We start from the raw sequence: 14883 nt of genomic DNA, 5'->3' as shown, positions 1-14883 counted from the left end.
ATCGCGTTCTCGCGGCGTATGAGGCGCCCGAGCTATGCTGATCGCTTGCCCTCGACAAACGAGAGGGCGCCGGGAAGGCCGGACCTCGACTGAGGCCCGTGGCCCGCCTGCGAAAAAAAATGCAGGCGGCAGGTACCACAGGTCCAGCCGGACGACCCGGCCTTCCCCGCGCGATGGTTTTAACGGCTGCTTCGCGATCTCCCCGGTGCGCCGGGCTTTCTGGCCACCGTCACCCGCGTGATGCGAAATGCATCATCGCAAGCTTGATACTAGCGTCGGAGTATCAGGACCACGCGACTTGACCGTCCGCGCCGGAGTTGTACGTCGGCTCTGCACATGCAAAGCCCCAACCCCAACGCGTCCACCGCTCCCCGCTGCTACGCCTCGTGACGATCGGCCGAAACGCCCCTCTTCATCGCGAACGGGATGGCCGAGATCATCGTTGTGATTTGCCCGACGAGGCAAGCCGACAGGCGTGCGACAGAGTGGCACGACGGGCAATTGGTGCATGACGGGGTTGCGGGGGCTGCCCGTCGGGTGCACGGCGCCTTCCTGAGCCATCGGAGTTCGCGGCAGCTACTTGCCCGTGCGATCCGCAGCCGCAGCATGATTTCGGAACGATAGCCGGCATTGCCGGTTATCTTGAATGCGCGAAGTTGAAATCACAGAACCGCTCGTTCGAGCGATGAAGATCTATCGCCGCGTGGCCAGACACGATCTGGACCAGGGAACGCGGCGCGAGCTCGCGCGGCATATTCGTGGTCTGGCTGAGCAAGGAGTGCGGGATCCCGGCCGACTGACCGTGTGCGGCCTCAGCTACCTGCGCCAATTGGAACGACAGCGGGCGCCCGAACGATCCTAGTTGCGTAGCTCGTAGGTCGGGTTCGTCCTACTTGTGGAGTGCTGGATTGCTTCGCGGAGCCTGTTATCCGGCCGCGCTTCGCGCGAACCGCGTGGCTCGCAATGACGGATGAGACGCGATCTCGTCTCATCACGTCGAGATTCCGGGTTCGGTCGCTTTGCGACCGCCCCGGAATGACGGAGTGCGACGAGAGAATCCGCGTTCAATGCAGCTCGACGGTGGCGCGCTTCTTGATGTGATCGCCGAGGAAGCGGGCATCCCAATTGGTCAGGCGGATGCAGCCGTGCGATTCGGTCTTGCCGACCTTCGAGGGCTCAGGCGTGCCGTGAATGCCGTAACCCTGGCCAACGGATAGCTCGATCCAATAGGAGCCGACCGGATTGTTCGGCCCGGGTTTGATCGTGAACGGCTTTCGCGCCTTCACGCCCTTGAATTCATAATCCGGATTGTAGCGATAGGTCGGATCGGGATCGGCCGAGGTGACCTTGAAACTGCCGACCGGCGTCGGCTTCTCCTCGCTGCCGACGGTGGCTGGGAAGACCGCGACCAGATGATTGTCCGCGTCAAACGCCTGCACCGAGCCTTCATCCTTGTTGATATCGAGCTTGACGATCGGCGGCACCTTCTCGTCCGGCTTTAGTACATTGGCGACGAAAATTTCGTCGTCAGCCTTGTCGAAGGATTTGCCGGGATTGAGCCCGGCGAGCAGACCCTCGCTCATGTGGAATTTCTCGGCCACCTCTTCGCGCGGCGAGGTGTAGCCGAGCGCCGGCAGATCCTTCATGTCCTCCATCTTCTTCGGCAGCTTTTTGAGGAAGGGACCTTTCAAATCCTGCTTGCTGATCTTGTAGGTCACGATGGCTGGCGCCTGATCCTGTTGCATCAGCGCGGCCCAGAGCTCCGGGGTCAGCTTCGCGCCGCTGGTCAGCCCCTTCGACACCGCAAACGCCGCGAGCGCCTGCTTTGCATTGTCGCCGAACCTGCCGTCGATTTCGCCGGGCGAGAAATGCGCGCGGTCGAGAATGATCTGGGCCCGGATCGCGACCGGGTCCATCCGGTCCTCGCCCGGCGCGCGCTTGCGCAACTCGGCGGAATTGACGTCATCGGGCTTGAGCCTGGCGGCGCCCGCAGGCGCGACCGCACCGATGGCAAGAACAAGCGCGATCCAAAACCGAACCATCAGGTGCATCCGTGAAAGGGAAACTCAAAGCCGCTGTCACGGCTTCAACGTGATCATGGCCGGAAAGTTCGGCATTTCTCTGCCGCGGGCTGAACGTTGCGCGCGAGCGACGCGACTGAGCACTACGGGACGGCGCGGCTGGCCCTATCAACGCACCTCTGCTATCGGTCGGCAGCGACGACGGGATCAAGGACGGATGAACCTTTTGCGCATGTCTTCGATAGTGGTCAGCCGGGCGGCGGGCGCGGTGCGCCGCGCCATGGTCCGCCCTGCCCGCGTGCTCGTCGCCATCGGCCTGTTCGCGGCGCCCGCTTCCGCCTGGGCCGAGGCAAGCGATGCGCCAAAGGGCGCGGCCGTCACCGTGTTGAAAGCCACCAAATCCTGCTTCGACGATACCGTCGAGGTCTCGGGCCTGATCCTCGCCCGCGATGAGACCGCCGTGCGACCGGATCGGCCCGGCCTCAAGGTCGCCGAGGTGCTGGTCGACCCCGGCGACGCGGTCAAGGCCGGTCAGAACCTCGCCCGGCTCAATTTGCCCGAGGGCGGCTCGACCATGATCCAGGCGCCGGTTGCCGGCACCATCGCCTCTTCCAGCGCGACCATCGGCGCCTTCGCCTCGGGCCGCGGCGAAGCCTTGTTCACGATCATCGCCCGCAACGAATATGACCTGGTCGGACTGGTGCCGAGCGCCGAGATCGGCAAGCTCGCGGCCAACCAGAGCGCCCGGATTCACGTCGTCGGCGCCGGCGATTTCGACGGCGGCATCCGCCGCGTCGCGCCGACGGTCGAGCCCAACAGCCAGCTCGGCCAGGCCTTCATCGGCATTCACGGTGACCACAGACTGCTGATCAATTCGTTCGGCCGCGCGGTGATCAAGATCGGACAGAGCTGCGGCGTCGCGGTGCCCTTGACTGCGGTGCTCTATGATCCCGCGGGCACCGTGGTGCAGGTGGTCAGGCAGCAGCGCGTCGAAACCAAGCGGGTCGAGATCGGGCTGATGTCCGGCGGACTGATCGAAATCCGCGGCGGGCTCAACGAGGGTGACGCCGTGGTCGCGCGCGCCGGCGCGCTGTTGCGCGAGGGTGATCCGGTCAGGCCGGTGATGGCGAGCACGGATACCCCGGCGACGAAATAAGCGGGCCTGCTCGCACCCCGCCCCGGATCGTGATCAGGCCGCGCGCACCGAATTCAGGAAGCTGCCGACCTCCTGCTTGAGCCGGCCGCTGTCGTGCGACAGCGATTTGGCCGCCGACAGCACCTCGGAGGAGGCCGTGCCGGTCTTCGCCGCATCCTGTTGCACATCGCTGATGTTGCTGGACACCTGGTGCGTGCCTTCGGCGGCCTGCTGCACATTGCGCGAGATCTCTTGCGTCGCGGCGCCCTGCTGCTCGACCGCCGCGGCAATGGTGGACGAGATCTCCGACAGCCGCTCGATGGTGCCGGTGATGGCCCGGATGGCGCCGACCGACTCCTGGGTTGCGGCCTGGATGCCCGCGATCTGCTGGCTGATGTCGCCGGTGGCTTTCGCGGTCTGCTCGGCCAGCGCCTTGACCTCGGTTGCGACCACGGCAAAGCCGCGCCCGGCCTCGCCGGCGCGCGCCGCCTCGATGGTCGCATTCAGCGCCAGCAGATTGGTCTGGCCGGCGATGCTGCTGATCAGTTCGACGACGTCGCCGATCCGCGCAGCGGCCTGCGACAGCTCGCCCACCCGATCATTGGTCCGGCGCGCCTGATCGACGGCTTCGCCCGACATCCGTGCCGATTCCTGCACCTGGCGGCTGATCTCGTTGACGGAGGTCGACAGCTCTTCGCTCGCGGACGCGACCGACTGCACATTGGCGGACGCCTCTTCCGACGATGCCGCCACCACGCGGGTCAATTGCTGCGAGCGGCCGGCGGTCTCATTGAGCACGCCGGCGGAGGCCTCGAGCTGGCCCGCCGCTGAAGACACGGTATTGACGATCTCGCCAACCGCGGCCTCGAACTGATCGGCCAGCTGCTGCATGTCGGCGCGGCGCTGCGATGCGACGCGGCGGTCGTTCTCGGCCGCGGCGTCGCGGTCGGCGGCAAGCTTCGCCTGCATGGCCTGCACCCCGCGGGTGAGCTGCCCGAGCTCGTCGTCACGCATGACCTCGATGCGATTGTCGAAGATGCCACCGCCGATCTTCTCCATCACAGCGTTGAGCAGATTGATGGGCCCGGTGACGGCGCGGATCGCAGAGAAGCTCATGACCGCGCCCAGCGCAATGCCGGCCGCCAGCAGCAGGCAAACGGCGATCAGCACGACCGTGTAGCGATGTTCAGCCGTCTCGTGAAGATTGTTGGCCTCGGTAAGCTGAATCTTGATCAAGCTGTCGAGGTGCTTCTTGATATCGGCCAGGGTCTGCCTGCCCGAGCCGAGGATGATCTGGGCTGCCGCGTCCGACTTTTGCTCGTCGATAAGTTTCAATGACGGCCGGATCACCTGATCGCGCAATTCATTCCTGAAACGCTGGAAGTTGTCGGCGGCGACTTTTTCCTCTGACGTGAGATATGTCGAGATGTAGTCGGCCCAGACCTTGTCGATCGCCGCGACATTGGCTTCGACCCGCCCGCGAATCTGCGCAAGCGATTGCCCTGCGCGGGCGAGGTGACCCGCTTCCAGGATCGCCGCGACATTGTCCTTCAGGCGCTCGTTGATCTCGAACAGCTGGCCGAGACAGACCACGCGATCCTCATACATGGATCGCATCGAGGAATTGCTGTCGCGTGTTGCCAGCAGGCCGGCAACACCGATCACGAGCATCGCGACCAGCAGGGTTGCCGCCAAGGTGATCAGGCGTGCGCGCACCGTCCCGGTGAAGATGGAAAGCAGACTTGATGAGGACGCGTTGCGGGGCGCGTCAGCGCGATGGGTCGAAGCAATGTGGGCCATGCTGGAACACTTTCAGAATATGCGCGACAACGGCTTCTATGGGCACGGAGAAGCTAGGCGTCGTTGGCCAGCTGCGCGCGAGCGGCACGTCGCACGAGATGTCAAACGGCACTCAGAACAATTCGTCGTGGGTGCAGACAAATCGCCCACGCTCTTTGCACAAGGTTTCAGCAAAGTCAGAACGAGACGTTAATCACTGAGACGAAGCTTCTGCTCATTAGCTCGGCAGCCTGATCAATCAGGACGCTGCGCGAACTCACAAAATGAATCGAGGCGCGCTTTTCCGCGATTTCCCGCCACTTTTTCGGAGTCCGTCGGGAGACGCGAATATGCGACGCCGAAAATCCCGTATGATTCCGGAGTTGTTAGAAAATTTGTCGAAACGCGCCCGGAGAGGCTCGCCGAACTACAAGAATACCAAGATGGATTGGGAATTGCGCTTGCTGATCAGCACATGAGAACTATTAGCAGGCGCTTAGGTGCCGGCGTCCGGATCGGTCCCCAAGCGGACCTCTTCGAGCAGCGAGGAGGAAACCGAGGGCACCTGTTCGCCATCGGAAACCCGGGAGACCGCAACGCGGGTCTTGTTGAACACGGCCTCTGCTCCGGCGGACGAGCCATCAAGGTTGGACAGCAGCTCGGTGATCAGCACACTGTTCTGCCCGTTGGAATCATCAACCACCTTGCCGGGCGTCGCCGACGACAGGACCAGCGCATTGGCCGGCGCACTGATCGGCGCTAGACCGTGGGAGTAGGCGCGGAAGCGGCGCTCATAGGGATTGCGGCGGGAGGCATCGATCACGGCGAGCTTGGCGCGCGCGCCCCGCTCGGCCATGGTGTCGAGCACCTTCTCGATGCTGACGCCTTCGCGCCGCACGTCCCGCTCGTTCCAGATCTTGGCGTCGACCGGGATCATGTAGCTCTCGCGGCCGGCCTGGATGGCGTAGCCGCCGAAGAACAGCATCACCACCGCATCCGGCTTGATCCTGGCCTTCAACCGCTCGACGGCGCGACCCAGATCGTCCTTGTTGGCGTCCTCGATCACGTCGACATCGAAGCCGTCGCGGCGCAACGCGTGAGTGAGCGCACGCGCGTCGTTGATCGACTGCGTCAAGGGGGCGTTGGCGTCGGGATAATGACCGTTGCCGATGACGAGGGCGAGCCGCGTCCCCTTGCTGACGGACTCCACAGGCTCGGTCACGGCCGACTTGGCCTCCAGTGGCCGCATATTCAGGGCAGCGTGCGCGCCGATCGCGAGCGACACCGTGCCGGCAAGCACGGCGGCAATCGCGATCGAACGGCGAGAGAAGGAAGGCTGCCTTGCTGTCATCACGTCTTTCCTGGTCAGGGCCGACTCGGCCGGCGGCAAACCCGATCGGTACCAATGGTGCGCACGCATTGGTCGCGCCAAGTCCATCGAGGTTTATGAGGTTGCGGGACGATGTGTCGTCGGATTGCGCGCAATTTGCGGCGCCGCAGCGAGGACAGCCTTAGCTGGATCGGTCCGCGCCGGCAACCTGCAATTCCCCTTGATTTTACAACTAGTTGAAAGTTCATGAGAAATTAACCATCTTCGCACCTCTGCCGCGCCCTCCCGAGGATGCTTGCGGTGCCATGCTGCCGCCCAACCCTCGGCCTCGAATGTGACATTCATCACATTTGTTTTTCCGTCGGGGCCGTGTCAGGCTCGCGCCATGCGTTCCGGCCGACGGACTGATTCTGCGGATGGCCTGTCCACCCGACGGCCAGCCCCAGAAGAAGCCCATAATGAACCTGCACGCCTTCGCCGGTGCCGCCTATCGCGCCCTGACGGCCCGCAAGGACGGGCCATCGCTCTATGAGGTCTGCGACCCCATTCTGAACCAGCCGCAACGCGGCAATCCGCACATCGCGAACTTCTACCGCACAGCACTCGGCAATCCGGCGCTGCGCACGCTGTTGCGACGCGCCGGCCTGCCTGAACTGAACGACTCAACGCGCCTCAATGCGCTACGCCAGGCATTGTTTCAGGCCCGCGACGATGCGTCGCCGGATTGGGAGGCGATCGGCCGGCCGGTGGCCGCCCTGATCGACAGTTTCGCGCTGCGCCATCCGCAGCCCGCGCCCGCGCCGCTCCCGCGGCGGCCGCCTGCCTTGGCCGACATCGCCCGCGTGATCCGCGCCTGCGGCGCCGATCTGCTCGGCTCGTTCGCCCGCAACGGCTTCATCCCGACCTACGCCGCGTTCAACCTGATCGGCGATCCCGACCTCACGGGCCGCGAATTCCTGATGGCACTGACCGGCCTCAACTCGCGCGGCTACAAGAACTCGACGCTGCTGTTCAACCTCGCCCGCGTCTTCATCGCCCGCTCCCCGGCCGCCGGCATCGTCAATCCGTCCTGGAGCGGGATTGCCGAGCCTATGTGGGCGCCGGTGCAGATCCGCCACCGCTCGGCCTATTACGATGCGTTCTTCATCGAGGCCCTGCTCGCCTTCGTCGAGACCGGGCTGGCCTCGCCGGGGGAGACGACCGCCGCGCGCGGCGCCATCTCGGCCATGGTGGAGTTCTGCCTGAAAACCAGCCGAGAACAGGTCCGCGGCGCCGATGGAACGGTCTACAATGTCGTAACGGCGCTCGCGCCGGCGCCGCATCCGCGCTTCTCCCGCTTCTTCGCGCAGATCAAGCAGGATCTCGGCTTCGGCATCTATGTGCCGGATTGCGACACGACGGCCTGCTCATTCTCGGCGGCAACGCAGGCCGGCGCCGACGATCCGATGCTCGATCAGCCGCTGGTCGATTTCTACGCTGGCTATCAGGTGCGCGCAGGCGTCAACGAGCCGCGCGTCACCGTGCCGATCAACGACAATATCGATTATGAAGGTGGCATCGCCACCTGGATCGACAGCCTGGCCGGCGAGCGCCCGTTCGGCAATGATCTCGACCCTACCCTCAATCTCGACGTCCTCGAGGTCTCGTTCCGCAATCTGTCGCGCTGGAAGATTCTGGAGACGCGCGAGCGGCTCGAGACCATCAAGCAGATCATCGCCTTCCAGCTGCGCCTCGCCGTCAGTGGCGCCTTCGCCGATCCGCGCTCGCATATCTACTATCTGCCGGAGCTCTATTGCGCCTATTTCGGCCGCTGCTACGCCGCGTTCATGGCATTGCCGCCGCCGGCGCGCGAAGCCATCGATCCTGGCGGCGCTTTCGGCCGGATCCGCGCGCGGGTGCTCGCCTTTGTCGAGGATGACCTGATCAGCCGCGAGATGAACGTATTCGACGCGGCGCTGGCGCTGATCGCACTCGGCCATCTCGGCGGCGAGACCGCGAGCTTCATCCCCGCTTTGCACTGCATCGTCACCCGGTTCGGCGAAGGTGGCCGGCGCCACCCCTATTGCGCCTATGAGTGGAATAAGATGAAGACGCCGACCCGGATCCTGGTCGGCGGCCCGGAGGTGACCTCGGCCTTCGTGCTGATGGGGCTCGCTTTGGCGCGGCGCGCAATGGCGCGGTGACGGCCCCCCGGCGATCCAGCATCGCGCGAAGTTGAGGGGCGGCGCCGACAACAGGCTGGTGTACCGGGCGGAACCGCATCACAATTGGGGCTCCGCAAGACCATTCAGGATGCACGGCGCCCGTTCATGTTGATGAAGACCATTATTGCTTTGCTGCTTGTTCTATTTCCCTCGCTGGCCATCGCCGCCGATATCACCGGCGTGCCAAAGATCCGCCAGGCCGACCTGGTCCAGATCGGCAATACCCGCATCCGTCTCGGCGGCATCGACGCCCCCTCCGTCGATCAGCTCTGCATCAACACCCATAGCGAGCGCTGGACCTGTGGCGCTGCCGCCCGCGACGAGCTGATCAAGCATGTCGGCGACAAGAGCTGGACCTGCCATCCGCGCTCGATCGACCGCCGGGGACGCCAGATCGCGCGTTGCGAGGTCGACGGCGAGGATATCCAGAAATGGCTGGTCGCGAACGGCTGGGCGCTGGCCTATGCGCGCCTTTCCAAGGACTATGAGGCGGACGAGCAGGCCGCGCGCGAGGCCAAGGCCGGCATGTGGCAGGGCGCCTTCATCGCGCCTTGGGACTGGCGCGTACGCAACAAGAAGACGACCATCCTCGGTGCCACCAAGCCGCCGGAAAATGCCAGCGCCGTGTTGCTCGCCTCCGCCTCCGGGCCTGTCGCGCCGTCGCCCGACTGCACCATCAAGGGCAATGTCAACAGCGCCGGCGAATGCATCTATCACACGCCGACGAGTCGCTGGTATTCGCAGATCAAGATGCGGATCGCCAAGGGCACGCGCTGGTTCTGCTCGGTCGAGGAGGCGGAAGCCGCCGGTTGCCGCGAGACGCGGCGCTAGCGCGCGATCGAATGCCAGCCCCCCGGCATCTCCGGCTTTTCTTGGCGCGCTGCACCACGTAAAACCCTCCCGGCCCTGCCGGGTTTGAAGGGCCCTACAGATCCGTCACCAAAGTTCCAAGGACACTCGCAATGACCGTTCGCGCGGGCCGGGAGTTTCTGGCCATCCCCGGACCCACCACGATGCCCGACGAGGTGCTGCAGGCCATGCACCGTCCGGCGCTCGACATCTATTCGAAGCAGATGGTCGATCTGACCGACAGCCTGATGGCTGATCTGGGAAAACTGTTCGCCACCAAGGGCAAGACCTACATCTACATCGCCAACGGCCACGGCGCCTGGGAGGCGGTGCTCTCCAACGTGCTGTCGCGGGGCGACAAGCTCCTGGTGCTGGAGAGCGGCCGCTTTGCGATCGGCTGGGGCCAGGCGGCGCGCGCCATGGGCGCCAAGGTCGAAGTGCTGCGCGGTGACTGGCGGCGCGCGGTGCGGCCCGCCGAAGTGGAAGCGCGGCTGCGCGCCGACCGCGAGCACACCATCAAGGCGATCGTGGTCGCGCAGGTCGACACCGCCTCGGGCGTCGCCAATGACATCGAGGCGATCGGCAAGGCGATCAAGGCGACCGGCCATCCGGCGCTGTACATGGTGGATACGGTGGCGTCGCTCGGCTGCATGCCGTTCGAGATGGACAAATGGGGCATCGACGTCGCGATGTCCGGTTCGCAGAAGGGGCTGATGACGCCGCCGGGCCTCGGCTTCGTCGCCGCCAACGCCCGCGCGCTCGAAGCGCACAAAACGGCCGGCCTGCGCACGCCCTATTGGGACTGGAGCGAGCGCGAGGGTGTCGAGCATTACCGCAAATATGGCGGCACCGCGCCGGTGCATCTGTTGTTCGCGCTGCGCCAGGCGATCGACATGTTGTTTGCCGAAGGGCTGGAACATGCGTTCCGCCGCCACCGCCTGCTCGGCGAAGCCGTGCGGCGCGCCGTCAATGTCTGGAGCGAAGGCCAGGTGCTGGGCTTCAATATCGCCGAACCCTCCGAGCGGTCCAATACCGTGACCACTGTGCTGGTCGGCGGCGGCCATGATCCCGCGGTGCTGCAGCGCTATTGCAAGGAACAGTGCGGCGTCGTGCTCGGTGTCGGCATCGGTGACCTGCAGGGGAAGGCCTTCCGCATCGCCCATATGGGTCATGTCAACGCGCCGATGGTGTTGGGAACGCTCGGCGTGATCGAAATGGCGCTGATCGCGTTGAAGATGCCGCATGGCAGAGGCGGCCTCGATGCCGCGATCCAATGGCTCGGCGAAAATGTCGGCCCGTCGGACGAAAGCCCGCTGTAAAGGGAACAGATGAGCACCAAGACCGAACAGGCGCCGGTGGCGCCACGCCGCCCGCATTCCTTCACCCGCCACGGCATCACCGTCCAGGATGACTATGCCTGGCTGAAGGACGAGAACTGGCAGGAGGTGCTGCACGATCCTTCGAAGCTCGATGCTGATATCCGCAGCTATCTCGAGGCGGAAAACGCCTATGCGGAGGGCGTGCTCGGTCACACCGCGGCGTTGCAAAAGACGCTGGTCGCGGAGATGCGCGGCCGCATCAAGGAGGACGACTCCTCGGTGCCGTCGCCCGATGGCGCTTACGCCTATTTCCGTAAATACCGCGAAGGCGGCCAGCACGAATTGTTCTGCCGCATGCCGCGCAATGGCGGGACAGAGACGATCGGGCTCGACGGCGATGAGCTCGCCAAGGGCCACGACTATTTCAAATTCGGCGGCAGCCGCCACTCCTATGACCACAAGCTCGTGGCCTGGAGCGCGGACACCAAGGGCTCGGAATATTTTGCGATCCGGATCCGCGACTGGGAGTCGGCCACGGATCACAAAGACATCGTCGAGGAGACCGATGGCGGCGTGGTCTGGGCGCTGGACTGCAAGAGCTTCTTCTACGTCAAGCTCGACGACAATCATCGTCCGATGCAGGTATGGCGCCATCGGCTCGGCACGCCGCAGGACCAGGACGTTCTCGTCTATGAGGAGCACGACACCGGCTGGTTCACCCATGTGCATGAATCGACCTCCGGCCGTTTCTGCGTGATCGCCGGCGGCGATCACGAGACCTCCGAGCAGCGGCTGATCGATCTTGCCAACCCCGATGCGCCGCCGCGCCTGATCGCCGCGCGCCAGGACGGCGTGCAATATTCGATCGCCGATCGCGGCGACGAGCTGTTCATCCTGACCAATGCCGACGATGCGATCGACTTCAAGATCGTCACGGCGCCGCTTGCCTCGCCCGAGCGGAGCAACTGGCGTGACCTGATCCCGCATCGCGCCGGCGTCTACGTGCTCGATCACGATCTTTATGCCGGACATCTGGTGCGGCTGGAGCGGGCCAACGCGCTGCCGTCGATCGTGATCCGCGATCTCACAAGCGGCGAGGAGCACGCGATCGCCTTCGATGAAGCGGCCTATTCGCTCGATGCGATGGGCTCCTACGAGTTCGACACCACCACGCTCCGCTTCTCCTATTCGTCGATGACGACGCCGTCGGAGGTCTACGACTATGACATGGTCACGCGCGAGCGCAGCTTGCGCAAGCGCCAGGAGATCCCGTCGGGGCACAATCCGGCCAACTACGTCACCACGCGGATCATGGCGAAGGCGCCTGACGGCGCCGAAGTGCCGATCTCGCTGTTGCATCGGCGCGATTTCGTGCAGGACGGCAAGGCGCCGCTGCTGCTGTACGGCTACGGCTCCTATGGCCACGCGATTCCGGCATCCTTCAATGCCAACCGTCTCTCGCTGGTCGATCGCGGCTTCGTCTATGCGATTGCCCACATCCGCGGCGGCACCGACAAGGGCTGGGGCTGGTATCTCGACGGCAAGCGCGAGAAGAAGACCAACAGCTTCGACGATTTTGCCGCCTGTGCCCGCGCGCTGATCGCAACAAATTACACCGGCGAGAAGCGCATCGTCGGCCATGGCGGCAGCGCTGGCGGCATGCTGATGGGCGCGGTCGCCAACCGCGCCGGCGAGCTGTTCGCCGGCATCGTCGCCGAGGTGCCGTTCGTCGACGTGCTCAACACCATGCTCGACGACACCCTGCCGCTGACCCCGCCCGAATGGCCGGAATGGGGCAACCCGATCGAGAGCGAACAGGACTTCCGCACCATCCTGTCCTATTCGCCTTACGACAAGGTCGCCGCAAAACCTTATCCCGCCATTCTCGCCATGGCCGGCCTCACCGATCCCCGCGTCACCTATTGGGAGCCGGCGAAATGGATCGCGCGATTGCGCGCCAACATGACATCAGGCGGCCCGGTGCTGTTGCGCACCAATATGGGTGCCGGTCATGGCGGCGCGTCCGGCCGCTTCAACCGGCTCGATGAGGTCGCGATCGTCTACGCTTTCGCATTGTGGGCGGTGGGATTGACCGACCGCAACGCCTGACGCGCGGAGGGACCATGGACATCCGCATCGACAGCCTGCTTGGCGGTGCCGAACGCGCGCAAGGTGCTGTCATCATCATCGACGTGTTCCGCGCCTTCACCACGGCTGCCGTGGCGCTGGCGCGAGGCGCTGCGAAGATCATCATGGTCGGTACCGTCGAGGAAGCGCTCAGGTTACGCGACGCCGGCCTCGGCCAGATCTGCATGGGCGAAGTCGGTGGCCATAAGCCCGACGGCTTCGATCTCGGCAATTCACCGTTCGATGCCTCGCAGGCGCTGCTCGATGGAACAACAGTCATCCAGCGCACCAGTGCCGGCACGCAAGGAATCGTCGCGGCCCGGCAGGCGACGCAGCTCTATGCGGGATCATTGGTCACGGCGAAGGCAACCGCGCGAGCCGTCTCGAAACATACGCCGGCGCAAGTCTCGCTGGTGGCAATGGGCCTGAACGGCGAGACCCGGACCGACGAGGACGAGCTCTGCGCCATCCATCTGCGCAACCTGCTGCTGGGCAGGCCAGGCTGCATCGCCGGCACGCGCAATGTCATTCTGGCGGGCCCGCAGATCCCGGACTTTCGCGATCCGTCCAAGCCGCACCTGCATCCCGAAGATCTCGACATCGCCATCGACATCGACCGCTACGATTTCGCGGTGCGCATCACGAAGGAAGACGGCCGGCTGGTGGCGCGGAGAGAACTTTCACACTCAGCAGGTTGATGAGGTTTTCGCTGCCTGCGGAGGGTTGAGGCGCGAAAAATAGATCGCATGTCGCCCTATCGCAAAGCTGATTTCCCAGTTCACAATGTGCGGCGCTTCCTCGAGCCCGGACCGATCGTGCTGGTCAGTTCGGCCCATAGGGAGCAGATCAACATCATGACCATGGGCTGGCACATGATGATGGAATTTCAACCGTCACTGATCGGCTGCTGCATTTCGTCGGCCAATTACAGCTTTGACCTTGTGCGCAAGAGCCGGCAATGCGTAATCAACCTGCCGACGACCGATCTTGCCGAGAAGGTTGTCCGCATCGGCAATTCGTCCGGCCGAGACATCGACAAGTTCACTGCGTTCGATTTGACCGCCGAGCGCGCTCAGACGGTCGCCGCACCGCTGATCGCGGAATGCTACGCCAATTTCGAATGCCGATTGGTCGATACGAGCTGGGTCACGAAGTACAATGTCTTCGTGTTCGAGGTGGTGAAGGCGCATGTCGCGACCAAGCCCAAAACGCCGAAGACGATCCACTATCGCGGCGACGGCGAGTTCATGATCTCGGGCAAGGAGACGCGGAAGTTCCGCAAGCTGTTCCGACCGGAGATGTTGTGAGCGACGCCGGGTGCGCCCAAGTTAATACCAGCACCGCTGTCGTCCCCGCGAAAGCGGGGACCCATAACCACCGTCGGCGATGGTTGAGCGAGATGGAGCGACGCTCTTCGCGACAAAGAGGTCCTGTGGTTATGGGTCCCGGGTCTGCGCGCGCAAGGGCGCGCTTGCCCGGGACGACAGGGAACGTGTGGCGAGCTATCGTCCGTTCTTCTTCCGCCACGCTGCAAAGTCAGTCGGCGTCTGCGGACCGCCGGAGATGTTGTGAGCGCACTGCTGGGGCGCACCCAAGCCAACACCAGCAGCGCTGTCGTCCCCGCGAAAGCGGGGACCCATAACCACCGTCGGCTGTGATTGAGCGAGATGGAGCGGCGTTCTTCGCAACAACAAAGTCCCGTGGTTATGGGTCCCGGGTCTGCGCGCGCAAGAGCGCGCTTGCCCGGGACGACGGTGGAATGTGTGGCGAGCTACGGACCTTCTTCTTCCGCCACTGCTGGGGCGCACCCAAGCTAACACCAGCACCGCTGTCGTCCCCGCGAAAGCGGGGACCCATAGCCACCGTCGGCTGTGATTGAGCGAGATGGAGCGACGTTCTTCGCAACAACAAAGTCCTGTGGTTATGGGTCCCGGGTCTGCGCGCGCAAGGGCGCGCTTGCCCGGGACGACAGGGAATGTTTGGCGAGCTACGGACCTTCTTCTTCCGCCACTGCTGGGGCGCACCCAAGCTAACACCAGCAGCGCTGTCGTCCCCGCGAAAGCGGGGACCCATAGCCACCGTCGGCTGTGATTGAGCGAGATGGAGCGACGTTCTTCGC

Annotated in this window: 11 protein-coding genes; 8 read left to right on the top strand and 3 right to left on the bottom strand. The window is 64.4% G+C overall.

Annotation, left to right across the window (positions count from 1 at the left end; all coding sequences use genetic code 11):
- Positions 1 to 646: 646 nt before the first annotated feature.
- Positions 647 to 862: a hypothetical protein gene (locus tag ACQR1W_RS04735; protein WP_434849741.1), complete on the top strand. Its 216-nt coding sequence runs from the start codon at positions 647 to 649 to the stop codon at positions 860 to 862.
- A 202-nt stretch (positions 863 to 1064) separates the two neighbouring features.
- On the opposite strand, the gene ACQR1W_RS04730 is transcribed toward ACQR1W_RS04735, so the two are convergent.
- On the bottom strand, positions 1065 to 2042 hold the full coding sequence (locus tag ACQR1W_RS04730; protein ID WP_434849740.1) for a L,D-transpeptidase family protein: 978 nt from the start codon (positions 2040 to 2042) through the stop codon (positions 1065 to 1067).
- A 211-nt stretch (positions 2043 to 2253) separates the two neighbouring features.
- Here ACQR1W_RS04730 and ACQR1W_RS04725 point away from each other — a divergent pair, with 211 nt between their 5' ends.
- Complete coding sequence (locus ACQR1W_RS04725; protein WP_434849739.1) at positions 2254 to 3177, top strand: efflux RND transporter periplasmic adaptor subunit; 924 nt, start codon at positions 2254 to 2256, stop codon at positions 3175 to 3177.
- A 33-nt stretch (positions 3178 to 3210) separates the two neighbouring features.
- Here the strand turns inward: ACQR1W_RS04725 and ACQR1W_RS04720 are convergent, their stop codons facing one another.
- Together ACQR1W_RS04720 and ACQR1W_RS04715 are read right to left on the bottom strand one after the other, a co-directional pair.
- A complete protein-coding gene (locus tag ACQR1W_RS04720; protein WP_434849738.1) occupies positions 3211 to 4956 on the bottom strand; it encodes a methyl-accepting chemotaxis protein in 1746 nt (581 codons plus the stop codon).
- Between the two features lie 475 nt (positions 4957 to 5431).
- On the bottom strand, positions 5432 to 6286 hold the full coding sequence (locus ACQR1W_RS04715) for a caspase family protein (RefSeq protein WP_434849737.1): 855 nt from the start codon (positions 6284 to 6286) through the stop codon (positions 5432 to 5434).
- A gap of 437 nt (positions 6287 to 6723) precedes the next feature.
- Between ACQR1W_RS04715 and ACQR1W_RS04710 the strand changes: the two genes are divergently transcribed.
- From ACQR1W_RS04710 to ACQR1W_RS04685, 6 genes are all read left to right on the top strand, one after another.
- Positions 6724 to 8448 carry a hypothetical protein gene (locus ACQR1W_RS04710; RefSeq protein WP_434849736.1) on the top strand — a complete coding sequence of 575 codons (1725 nt, stop codon included), beginning with the start codon at positions 6724 to 6726 and terminating at the stop codon, positions 8446 to 8448.
- A gap of 126 nt (positions 8449 to 8574) precedes the next feature.
- Entirely contained in the window at positions 8575 to 9300 is a 726-nt protein-coding gene (locus ACQR1W_RS04705) for a thermonuclease family protein (RefSeq protein WP_434849735.1), read from the top strand.
- Between the two features lie 131 nt (positions 9301 to 9431).
- Positions 9432 to 10637: a pyridoxal-phosphate-dependent aminotransferase family protein gene (locus ACQR1W_RS04700; RefSeq protein WP_434849734.1), complete on the top strand. Its 1206-nt coding sequence runs from the start codon at positions 9432 to 9434 to the stop codon at positions 10635 to 10637.
- Positions 10638 to 10646: 9 nt separating this feature from the next.
- Positions 10647 to 12746, top strand: a complete 2100-nt coding sequence (locus tag ACQR1W_RS04695; RefSeq protein ID WP_434849733.1) for a S9 family peptidase — start codon at positions 10647 to 10649, stop codon at positions 12744 to 12746.
- A 14-nt stretch (positions 12747 to 12760) separates the two neighbouring features.
- The gene (locus ACQR1W_RS04690; RefSeq protein WP_434849732.1) at positions 12761 to 13462 is read left to right on the top strand and encodes a 2-phosphosulfolactate phosphatase; all 702 of its coding nucleotides are present in this window, start codon (positions 12761 to 12763) and stop codon (positions 13460 to 13462) included.
- Positions 13463 to 13510: 48 nt separating this feature from the next.
- A complete protein-coding gene (locus ACQR1W_RS04685; RefSeq protein WP_434849731.1) occupies positions 13511 to 14071 on the top strand; it encodes a flavin reductase family protein in 561 nt (186 codons plus the stop codon).
- Positions 14072 to 14883 lie beyond the last annotated feature (812 nt).

Source organism: Bradyrhizobium sp. HKCCYLS1011, from assembly GCF_051167795.1.
Classification (GTDB): Bacteria; Pseudomonadota; Alphaproteobacteria; order Rhizobiales; family Xanthobacteraceae; genus Bradyrhizobium.
Note: the sequence above shows the minus strand (reverse complement) of the source record. Positions and strands in the feature narration are given on the sequence as shown.

What these genes read in the sequence shown, in the direction of transcription:
- ACQR1W_RS04690 (WP_434849732.1), top strand. Translation starts at nt 12,761, where the DNA reads ATGGACATCCGCATCGACAGCCTGCTTGGCGGTGCCGAACGCGCGCAA.
- ACQR1W_RS04720 (WP_434849738.1), bottom strand. Translation starts at nt 4,956, where the DNA reads ATGGCCCACATTGCTTCGACCCATCGCGCTGACGCGCCCCGCAACGCG.
- ACQR1W_RS04735 (WP_434849741.1), top strand. Translation starts at nt 647, where the DNA reads ATGCGCGAAGTTGAAATCACAGAACCGCTCGTTCGAGCGATGAAGATC.
- ACQR1W_RS04730 (WP_434849740.1), bottom strand. Translation starts at nt 2,042, where the DNA reads ATGGTTCGGTTTTGGATCGCGCTTGTTCTTGCCATCGGTGCGGTCGCG.
- ACQR1W_RS04710 (WP_434849736.1), top strand. Translation starts at nt 6,724, where the DNA reads ATGAACCTGCACGCCTTCGCCGGTGCCGCCTATCGCGCCCTGACGGCC.
- ACQR1W_RS04715 (WP_434849737.1), bottom strand. Translation starts at nt 6,286, where the DNA reads ATGACAGCAAGGCAGCCTTCCTTCTCTCGCCGTTCGATCGCGATTGCC.
- ACQR1W_RS04705 (WP_434849735.1), top strand. Translation starts at nt 8,575, where the DNA reads ATGTTGATGAAGACCATTATTGCTTTGCTGCTTGTTCTATTTCCCTCG.
- ACQR1W_RS04695 (WP_434849733.1), top strand. Translation starts at nt 10,647, where the DNA reads ATGAGCACCAAGACCGAACAGGCGCCGGTGGCGCCACGCCGCCCGCAT.
- ACQR1W_RS04685 (WP_434849731.1), top strand. Translation starts at nt 13,511, where the DNA reads ATGTCGCCCTATCGCAAAGCTGATTTCCCAGTTCACAATGTGCGGCGC.
- ACQR1W_RS04700 (WP_434849734.1), top strand. Translation starts at nt 9,432, where the DNA reads ATGACCGTTCGCGCGGGCCGGGAGTTTCTGGCCATCCCCGGACCCACC.
- ACQR1W_RS04725 (WP_434849739.1), top strand. Translation starts at nt 2,254, where the DNA reads ATGTCTTCGATAGTGGTCAGCCGGGCGGCGGGCGCGGTGCGCCGCGCC.